Annotated in this window: 9 protein-coding genes and 1 pseudogene; 3 read left to right on the top strand and 7 right to left on the bottom strand. The window is 61.5% G+C overall.

The window, feature by feature from the left end:
* The 4 genes from repC to KP010_RS22095 form a co-directional block, all read right to left on the bottom strand.
* Positions 1–991, bottom strand: a 991-nt coding sequence (gene repC, locus KP010_RS22110) for a plasmid replication protein RepC (RefSeq protein ID WP_216281853.1), incomplete at its 3' end; no start/stop codon positions are given.
* A gap of 182 nt (positions 992–1,173) precedes the next feature.
* The gene (gene repB / locus KP010_RS22105) at positions 1,174–2,160 is read right to left on the bottom strand and encodes a plasmid partitioning protein RepB (RefSeq protein ID WP_216281851.1); all 987 of its coding nucleotides are present in this window, start codon (positions 2,158–2,160) and stop codon (positions 1,174–1,176) included.
* Entirely contained in the window at positions 2,157–3,380 is a 1,224-nt protein-coding gene (gene repA, locus KP010_RS22100; RefSeq protein WP_216281848.1) for a plasmid partitioning protein RepA, read from the bottom strand. Before repA ends, repB begins: the two co-directional genes overlap by 4 nt.
* A 1,129-nt stretch (positions 3,381–4,509) precedes the next feature.
* Positions 4,510–4,743: a hypothetical protein gene (locus tag KP010_RS22095; RefSeq protein WP_216281846.1), complete on the bottom strand. Its 234-nt coding sequence runs from the start codon at positions 4,741–4,743 to the stop codon at positions 4,510–4,512.
* A 73-nt stretch (positions 4,744–4,816) separates the two neighbouring features.
* On the opposite strand from KP010_RS22095, the gene KP010_RS22090 reads away from it, so the two are divergent.
* A complete protein-coding gene (locus tag KP010_RS22090; RefSeq protein WP_216281844.1) occupies positions 4,817–5,701 on the top strand; it encodes a GyrI-like domain-containing protein in 885 nt (294 codons plus the stop codon).
* A 597-nt stretch (positions 5,702–6,298) separates the two neighbouring features.
* On the opposite strand, the gene KP010_RS22085 is transcribed toward KP010_RS22090, so the two are convergent.
* Together KP010_RS22085 and KP010_RS22080 are read right to left on the bottom strand one after the other, a co-directional pair.
* Positions 6,299–6,721 (bottom strand): type II toxin-antitoxin system VapC family toxin, encoded by a 423-nt coding sequence (locus KP010_RS22085; RefSeq protein ID WP_216281842.1) that lies wholly within the window; start codon positions 6,719–6,721, stop codon positions 6,299–6,301.
* Positions 6,718–6,972 carry a plasmid stabilization protein gene (locus KP010_RS22080; protein WP_216281839.1) on the bottom strand — a complete coding sequence of 85 codons (255 nt, stop codon included), beginning with the start codon at positions 6,970–6,972 and terminating at the stop codon, positions 6,718–6,720. The genes KP010_RS22085 and KP010_RS22080 overlap by 4 nt, the downstream gene beginning before the upstream one ends.
* A 175-nt stretch (positions 6,973–7,147) precedes the next feature.
* Between KP010_RS22080 and KP010_RS22075 the strand changes: the two genes are divergently transcribed.
* Positions 7,148–7,855: a DUF2161 domain-containing phosphodiesterase gene (locus tag KP010_RS22075; RefSeq protein ID WP_216281837.1), complete on the top strand. Its 708-nt coding sequence runs from the start codon at positions 7,148–7,150 to the stop codon at positions 7,853–7,855.
* A 97-nt stretch (positions 7,856–7,952) separates the two neighbouring features.
* Positions 7,953–8,080, top strand: a pseudogene (locus KP010_RS23475) (IS256 family transposase); the annotation flags it as partial.
* Positions 8,081–8,552: 472 nt separating this feature from the next.
* On the opposite strand, the gene KP010_RS22065 reads toward KP010_RS23475, so the two are convergent.
* The coding region (locus KP010_RS22065) for an IS630 family transposase (RefSeq protein ID WP_216281836.1) at positions 8,553–9,181 on the bottom strand (629 nt) is incomplete at its 5' end.

Genomic DNA, 9,181 nt, shown 5'->3' with positions numbered 1-9,181 from the left:
GCGGATAGGCTCGAAGCGCTGGCTTGGGATCGGCAATCCGAGAGCGATCCGAGGATGCTTCCGGCGCTCGCTCGATCGGTCCCCTGCCCTGTTCGAGATTTGGCTGGGGTGGATCGGCCCTGCCTTCTTGAAGGCTAGGTTCAAGATCAGAAAAGTTTGTGGTTTGATTCTGTATGTGACGCTCAGTTTGAGACTCATTGCCGCTCATATTTTGAGCTTTTATATGCGTTTCCAGCAGCTTGTGAATTTCGGCCGCCAGCACGGCCAGCTCGCCGGCCAAAGCCTCCAGATCGCCGCGGGAAAGCCCTCGCCCATAGCGCCCCGAAAGCGTCGCATAGCGCTGATGCGCGTCGTCCCAGTCGCCCGAGACGCCCGCGTCCAATCCGGTCTCGATCATTTTGACGATGTCGCGGCGGATGAGGGTGATCTTTTCCCGCAGCAGCGCTATGGCGCGATTCTCCGCTCGCACCTCCTCGGCGAGGTTCTCGATTTCGCTCGAGCGCGCGACGAGCGGCGCAAGGTCGAAGCCGAAAGCATCCTCTATGGCTCCCCCCTGCCCTTTTCGAGCGAAGCGCTTCCCGTTCGGAGAATCGCGGCGGATGATCAACCCGGCCTCGACGAGGCAGGCGAGATGTCGGCGCAAAGTCGCCGGCGCCATGCCATGGGCGCGGATCGAGAGCTCCTTGTTCGAGGGAAACACGACGATGCCCGCGCTAGCGGAGCCCGCCTCGGCGGACATCGAATCGATCTCCGGCAGGCTGAGCGCCGTCTCCTGATGAAAACTCAGCAGCGCGTGCAATACGGATAGCGCGCGCTCGGTGACGCCGAGCGGCTCCTTGGCTTCGGTGAGCGCGCGAAACAGTCGCCATTTGTGGACGACGGTCTCAGCCGCGCCCGGCATTGCGGCGAAATTCTCGGTCGCGGTCTGTCTCGCCACCATGGCGAGCGACAGCGGCCGCCGCCCGAAGGGCGTCGTTGGACGTGTCTGCATCTTCCTTTGCCTCGTTCGGGCAAAAGAAATCCGCTCGCCGAAACGGCGCCGACTCTTGACAGTGATTCGCGGAAGTGTGATTCTCGGTTTGCTAAAGACAGAGAAGGGCTTCCGGGACGGGCGTTTCGGGGGCCTTTTTCTTTTGCCGCTACGGTTCCTTTCACGAGTTCAGGGTACGCGGTTCACGCATCTTCACGGCGATTGAACGCCGCATAGATTTCTGGCAGCTGATCGACAAGGTAAGCTCCGAAATCCGGATCGAGCCGGTTGTCGATTGTGAGTCGGGTCTGATCTTTGCCACGCTCAACGCGCGCGACCTGTTTCCCGTCGGAGGCTTTGACGACGTACGTCGCCGGTTTCTCCGGACGCCGAATCAGGGCGTTCAGGACGCGCTCGAACCGAGTATCGCTCGGTAGGGCTGGGAAAGTCGGGTCCGAGATGATGTCCCGCCATTTTGCATCGCCTTGATTGGCAAGCGATGCCAGCTGCTCCCATCGCGGTCGACCGATCTTCGGGGCTGCGCCAATCGCGATGATGAGTTCTTCCGGCAGGTCTCTTGCGAGCGATATCATCGTCGACAAGTTTCCTTTTTGCACAGAGAGTGCCGACATCAACGCCGCTCGCGTGAATCCTCGTTCCTCAAGACGAGCTGCAAAGAGCGCGCGCTCGATAAATGATAGGTCCTTGCGATCTGTGTTTTCTTTTCCTTGTGCGACGATGAGTTCCTCATCGCTGAGTTCTCGAACGATTGCTCTGACTGAGCGGCCGAGTGACCGAAGCGCCGCGACCCGGCGATGCCCGTATGCGGCTTGATAGCGTCCAGGCGCATCCGTGCGAGGACGAACTAGAATCGGAACCTGTTGTCCGGCTTCCGAGATGCCCGCCTTAAACGCCTCGAAATCTTCCCCTTCGACATCATCAAGGCGATCACGAATGAATGAGGGATCGACGAGGTGTGGATCTAGCTCGACAACGTGCGCGCCCGATGCGAGCTGAGCCCTCAGTGCTTGGGCTTCTTCCGCATCATCCGACAGGCTTTTCAGCGACAGCCCCATCGCCTTGAGCGAACCCGATGCCACGGGCGGACGGGCGAGCCGATCTTCGCTCTGGGCGGGCGGCGCAGTGATCGGTGCCATCATTGCCCTGAGCTGGTCGCGACGCTTATTCATGCCGCCCTCCCCCAGGCCTCGAGAATAAGGGTCTCGATTTCTGCATGGACCGTGTCCAGCGCCTCGATCGCACGGTCATAGGTGCTACGGGTAAAGTTCTCGCGCCCGATCTCGTAGAGCGTCTGCTTAGTCAGGCCAGCGTCTGCGATCGCAGTTGACTTGAGGATCGGGGTCGTAAGTACACGCTCTCCGAATAAGCTCCGCATGAGACCGACAATCTGGCCCTGTGGACCGTCGGATGGCTCATATCGGGTGATTGCGTACCGGAAGAAATCGTAGTCGGCATCGCCGCCTGCCTGCTCAACGACATCGAGAAGGCTGGACGTCATGTGTAGGAATTGGGACATCGATGCGACGTCCAGCATTTGAGGATGAATGGTAACAAGAACGCTCCTGGCTGCGCAGAGCGCAGAGAGCGTCAGGAAGCCGAGTGATGGCGGGCAATCGAGGACGACGATGTCATATCGATCTTCTACTGAGGCCAGCGCCGTCGCTATGCGGGAAAAGAACATTCGGTCCGAACTTCTACGACCCTCCGCGAGTACGCGCGGTGTATCGTGCTCAAACTCTTGTAGTTCAAGATTGCCGGGGACGATGTCGAGACCGGCGAAATAGGTCGAGCGGATGACGTCGCTCATAGGACGTTGCTGGTCGTCGTAGCGAATCGCGCCGTATAGGGTGTCGTTTTCTTGTAGGTCGAATTCCGGCTGTAGCCCGAACAACGCCGACAACGATGCCTGGGGGTCCAAGTCTATCGCAAGGGTGCGGAAACCGCGCATCGCAAAATACTGCGAAACATGTGCAGCCGTCGTTGTCTTGCCAGATCCGCCCTTGAAGTTTGTAATGGCGATGACCTGGAGGTGGTCGCCGGTTCGACGTCCCGGGAGGTAATTTGGCTTTGAGCGCGCTAGCGTACGACGCACCTCGTGTATTTGTTCGAGCGTGAAGAGACGTCGACCACGAGCGTTCTTTTCGGTTTCGGGAACATCGCCTGCGAGGGACAGCTGCCGAATGTATGCGTCTGTGACTCCAACCAGTTTAGCTGCCTCCCCTGACGTGAACTTGCGTAGTTCCTTCTGTGCCGCGGGGGGGAATGCCCTGGTGCGGAGTTCCTTCAGCTGCGCGCTCAGCAGGGCGGCATCCGACTCGATCAAGCGAGTCAGAGAGCGCACCTTCTTTCCGGTGCGATGACTGGGGTCGATTTGTGCTTGTTCTGCCATCTACGCTCAATGCCGTTATTTTTCGCGTTACGCGTAAACTCTCTCGTTTGGCCGAGTCGGTCAAGCGATTTAGAGTTAACGCGCATTAACGACTGCCGCCCGGCAGCGGCGGTCATGCTTTCATCCTACGATAGCCGGTCATGAACCAAGTTGCGGTGAGACACGGCTGAAGATCCGCGATTGGCGCTCCTCTTGGAGTGCTTCGCGCCCGATCGACCGCGCGGAATTATTCCGGTGCGCAGGTAGGAGACCAATCGGGTAAAGAGGAGCTGCTGCGCAGCGAGGGGCTGCACACGCCGGTCTGCGGTGATTCGGCGATCGCGGCCAGCGCTGTGCCCCTGAACGGAAACCGAATGGCTTCGGCTTGCACGCCTGAGCTAGTCCCTACAGCCCGGCGCTAAGAGCTGCGCCGTGGCCGTGGTCGGCGCGAGTGCAAAGCGCGCTGTGACGGGGGAGGCCGCTGAGCGGCTGATCGCGGCATGCTGGAACGACCCATTCACGCGGCCTTCGCGGCCAGAAGCAACGTGTCAAACCAGTCGTGGCGTTTGATCCACGGGACCCGCGCTCGCCTGCGCTACTGATGCGTTTCGCACCCCTCTCGGTCGTCATCAATGCCAGCGACCCCGGCGAGAGAGGGTGCTTTTGGACAGTCTGTGGAGGCTTCGCGCGATGGCTCCAGCGGTGAAATGTTCTCAGCTGAGAACCATCAATTCTTACGCCGCCGTTTTACATCCCGGAAGTCACGAGCCCCCCGAGCTCCCGAGAACGCCTGTTAGCACGGAACGTAGAGTTCTCAGCTGAGAACTTGTATTCATCGCCGCCCCTCAGCGGGCATTCTATGCCGAGGATAGCTCCCGCGTTACGTTGGATCCGGAGGTGGTGTCCGATGAAATTCACACCGCCCGAACCTCCGTCACGGGACGGCACCGCCAGCGGCAACGGCCCAGCCTACGAATGGAGGGCGGAGCCCGGAGCCCGCAGCCAGTATTCGCGAATGACATCGGGCGCAGGTTCTGAAGCCGCTCGTCGCCGACACCTCGCTCGCAGCCACGTGGTTCCTTCCCGACGAGCAGAATGAGGCACCGGTCCGGTAATGGCCAAGCTCGCCGTCGATTCCGACCGGGCACCGTCACTGTTCTCGGTCGAGAACCACAACCTCTTTTTCGTCGCCGAGCACTGCGGCCGATTTCAGCCCGCCTGCTCTAGGAGAAGAAGTCAGCAGCACGCTGTTACCAAATGGGGGACATCGTTCCGGCGCCTCGACTCGACGATGCGTTTTGGCTGCTTGCGCCCCAGTGGCGGTCATCCCGTGGTTATCGATGTTCGCCTGCAAGCGGTCATTGGGCGTTTCCAGCCGATCCATCAGAAATCGCAAGATCGGTCGAGCACGTGATAGTGCAAAGCGACTAGCTGGTGCCGCCACAGAGGAAGAAATTATGAAGGCGGCGCTTCAGAATTATCAGGCGCGGATGCAGCGGGTGCTGGATTATATCGACCAGCATCTCGACGGCGATCTGGACCTGGATACATTGAGCGGGATCGCCGCCTTTTCCAAATTCCATTTCCACCGGCAGTTCATGGCGACCTTCGAGGTGTCGGTGCACCGCTATGTCCAGCTTGCCCGGATGAAGCGCGCTTCGGACCGGTTGGCCTCGAAGGACGGCCAGAGCATCACCGAAATAGCGATGGATGCCGGCTATGATTCGCCGGATGCCTTTGCTCGCGCCTTTCGGCAAAGGCTCGGGCAATCGCCTTCGTCGTTCCGGAAATCGCCCGATTGGGCGCCGTGGCTTGCGGCCTTCGGGCCTTTGAAAAGTGCGAGGAGCAAGCTGATGGAGAAGACCTACACCTACGACGACGTGACGATCCGCGACGTACCACCAACCCCGGTGGCGATCCTGGAGCATCGCGGCGACCGAGCGAGGCTGAACGAGACGATTGAGACGTTCATCCGCTGGCGCAAGACGGCGGGGCTTTCGCCCGAGACGAGCCCGACCTTCAACATTTTCCGCTCCGAGCGGACGCCTGCGAATCCCGACGATTACAGCATGGACCTGTGCGTCGGGACAGATTTGCCGATCGCCGCGCACAACGCTGTGATGAAGGCCGGCACGATCCCCGGCGGGCGCTGCGCAGTGCTGCGGGTCGACGGTGCATCGCACAATCTGGAGCCAGCCGCGCTCTATCTCTACCGCGACTGGCTGCCGGCCAGCGGCGAGGAGGCTCGCGACTTCCCGATCTATTGTCGGCGCTATATCAATTTCCAAGCCGATGGGGCGGCGGGTGACCTTGTCGCGGAGCTCTTTCTGCCGCTGAAATAGAGCCCGTGGATGGCGGCTTGTTCCTTCCGATTGCTGGAAGCGGGCAGGCCGCTACCACCAAACTCGGTCTGAACCGATCACAGTCGAACGTCGTATAATTGGCCTTGACCACACATCTCCCAGGTGAGCTGGGGTGCGCGGCAAAGAGCGGGCGCGTCGGCAAACGGCGTCGCGGCGCGCAAATCGTTCGTCGGCCGTATGGGGGCCGACCTGGGCTTGGCCTTCGTGGTCGTCGCGCATCTCGCGCCCGATCATCCGAGCCCTGATCGAACAGTAGGACCTCGCGATGAGCGAAATACTGGCGACCGAAACCGAAATGCCGGCGAAATCGTTATTTTCCGGCCTTTCGAGGCGCGCTGGCAATGCTTTAACGCGGTCGGCCCGCGTGGCGCCCCGGCGAGGCTGGCAGACGGGCGAGAGGTCCGCCGCTCGGGACTATCGGGACGTGGCCCGGTCGGGGCCGCAGATGGGCAATATGCAAGGTGATCCCGGGCAGCTTCGTGACGTCGATGTTGTCAGCGACAGGAAGCGGGGATCGCTCCGCCGAAACAGGCGCCCGATCACCACGCGATGTTCGCGCCGTTGCAAACCGCCAGTTCAGGCGCCGGCGGCCCAGGGGTCGATCACGGTTAGGCCGGCGGCCGTGAATGCGCTGCGATCGCGGGTTGCAACGACGAAACCATGCGATGCGGCTATGGCGGCGATATAGCCGTCCGGTGTGGGGAACCCCTTTCCGGCAGCGCGCGCCTTCACCGCCAGATCGGAATAGCCGCGCGCCGCGTTCGTATCGAACGGGAGGATGCGGTCCGCGAACAGCTCCAGCACGCCTTCGAGCGCGGCGGTCAACCTGTCCTTGCGCTTGCCCTTGGGAAGCGCGCCGACGCCGAACATCAGCTCAGCGATCGTGACGCTCGAGAGATAGAGCGTTTCCGCCGCCTGTTCATCGAGCCATCGGCGGACCGCCGGGTCCGGTTCGGGCTTCATCGCCTCGGAGACGACATTGGTATCGAGCAGGATCATTCGAAGCGCAGCGGCTCTGCCGGCTTCTGCTCGCGGGCCTGTTGGAGGGCTTCGACGTCGGCGTTGGTCAGGCCGATCTTCCGGCTCATTTCCGCCAGCGCGCTGCCAAGGCGGAGACGATTGGCCGGGCGCACGGCGTCCTCCAGGATGTCGCGTATCTCCGCTTCCGTGCTGCGGCCGTGCTGCGCCGCACGGACCTTCAGCGCGCGATGCGTCTCGTCGGAGAGGTTGCGGATGGTGACAGCAGGCATGATGGCGTTTCTGTCTCAGGTGATAGCGATGCGATCAATATATGGCACATGATAGCGTCAAGCAACTGCGCCAACTCGGCTCCCTTCGTGCCGCAAAAAACGAGCGCGGCTATTATGTTCACGGATTACCGATTCGTCGTCGAGCCAGGCTCGCGGCGCGCATCGAGGTCGAAGGTTGGAGACGAGCCTTTATCTCCCGGTCAAGCGCTTCCTCGAAGGGTTGGGGTTCGAGGCGAAAGGCGAGATATGCGGCTGCGACGTCGTGGCGGTGGATCGCGGCGCGCCGATCGCGCTCGTGATCTGCGAGTTGAAGCTGAGCTTCACGCTCGATCTTGTTCTCCAAGCCGTGGATCGATCCACGGCTTGCGACGAGGTTTGGCTCGCCGTCCGCGCATCGGCGCGCGGACGCGGACGCGAGTCCGACCCCCGGGTGAAGAGGCTCTGTCGAATGCTCGGCTTCGGGCTGCTCAGCGTGCTCGCTTCCGGTAGGGTGGAGGTCTTGGTCGAGCCGGTTGCCTGGCGGCCGAGGCACAACGCAAAGCGCCGCTCTCGGATCCTCGATGAGCATCAGCGGCGCAGGGGAGATCCGGCGACTGGTGGCGGCACGCGACGGCCCATCATGACCGCCTATCGACAGCAGGCGCTGCATTGCGCCGGGGCTATGGCGCACGCGCCGGCCCGCGCACGCGATCTGAAGCAGGCCATTCCGGACGCGCCGAAGATTTTGCTTCGCAATGTCTACGGCTGGTTCATCCGGGTCGAGCGCGGAGTCTATGCGCTCTCAGACGCCGGACAGGCCGCGTTGGTGACGTGGAGCGCGCATCTTCCCGAACCGTCCGCCACGGGCGGTGACGAGAGGCAAAAGAGGGCCGTTTTGCCCTGAAGGCACTCGAGTTTTGTTGGGACTCGCGGGTCCGATTTTAGGGGACTGTCAGGAATCTTGTGTGCGCGGCCATAGTAGAACCGCCGGGAGGCGGGCCGTGGCGATCAATAAGGAGTCACTGGATCAGTTGCTCTCGGGACGCCATCCGAAGGAGGTTTTTCCAAAGACGGCCTGTTCGACGAGCTGAAGAAGGCGTTGGCGGAACGTGTTCTGAACGCGGAGATGTGCGGCGTCGGTAGGGGAGGGGAGGTCGTCGGATGCGTTCAAACTCTGTCTGCTGGCTGGGGGCCGCGCGGCCCCATCCCCCGCCAGGTCGGCGAACGCGGTTTTATGACCGTTTGACGGCGCATCCGAAGGCTGACGTTCGCCTCCGCCTCATAGTGGCGAGCAGGAGAAAGCCCGGGAAAACAGCTTTTTTGTCGATTTGCGGCCCGAAAGCTCGCCTCCAGAGCCGTTCCGAGGCTTGATTTCAGCGGCTGCGGCGACGGGTTTCGGTCCGGTCTACTAAGGAGGAACGGGCATCGCCTATTACTCAATCTATAATCCTTTTCACTTGATTAGCGATTCGATTCCCGCCAAATTAAAAAAGGCTTAGGTCTTCCCGGCTCGGTTTCATTCGAGCACCTGTAAGCGCCCTTCGAGAGCGCGTCGGACGCCCTCGCGCGTTTCAACGAGCGGCTTCGCCTAGTGTCCCGAGTCACTGGAACTGCGGGTATAGCGTTTTCAGCTTGACGCGAGCGTCGCGGGTCGTGAATTGCCAGTCCGCCTTGACGTGACGTTTGTTGCGATTGTCCTGCCAAGCGGCGACTTCCTGGATCAGCGTCGTCTTGTCGGGAATGCGTCGATCGAGACATTGGGTCGCGAGAACGGCGAGTTCGGACTCGGCCATATCGAGCCAACTTCCATGTTTCGGCGTGTAATGCCATTCGAAGCGCTCAACCAGCCGTCGCGCCTCGGCGGCGGGGAAAGCGGAGTAGAGCGAAGCGGCAGTGTGCGTCGAGAGATTGTCCTGCACCAGCACGATCTTCGCCGCGTTGGGGAAATGCTTGTCGGACAAGTCCCTGAGCACATGGGCGTAATCGACGGCCGCGTGGCGGTCGGTGACATCGACGCAGCGCCAGCCTTCGAGCGGCGCGAACATCATGAACAGATTGGCCACGCCATTGCGTTCGTATTCGTAATCGTGGCGCGCCTTGCGCCCTCGCTTCGCGGGAAGGGGCGCGCGCGTCTCTTTGATCAGTTGCTTGGAGGTCTCGTCGAGACACACGACGGGGCGCTGCGGATCATGCGGCCGTTGATAGACGGCGAGCACATCTTCCATATTGG

The sequence above is a fragment of the Methylosinus sp. KRF6 genome, from assembly GCF_018887255.1.
In the GTDB taxonomy this organism is placed as follows: domain Bacteria; phylum Pseudomonadota; class Alphaproteobacteria; order Rhizobiales; family Beijerinckiaceae; genus Methylosinus; species Methylosinus sporium.
The sequence above is the reverse complement of the archived record's forward strand: the minus strand, read 5'-3'. Positions and strand labels throughout refer to the sequence as shown.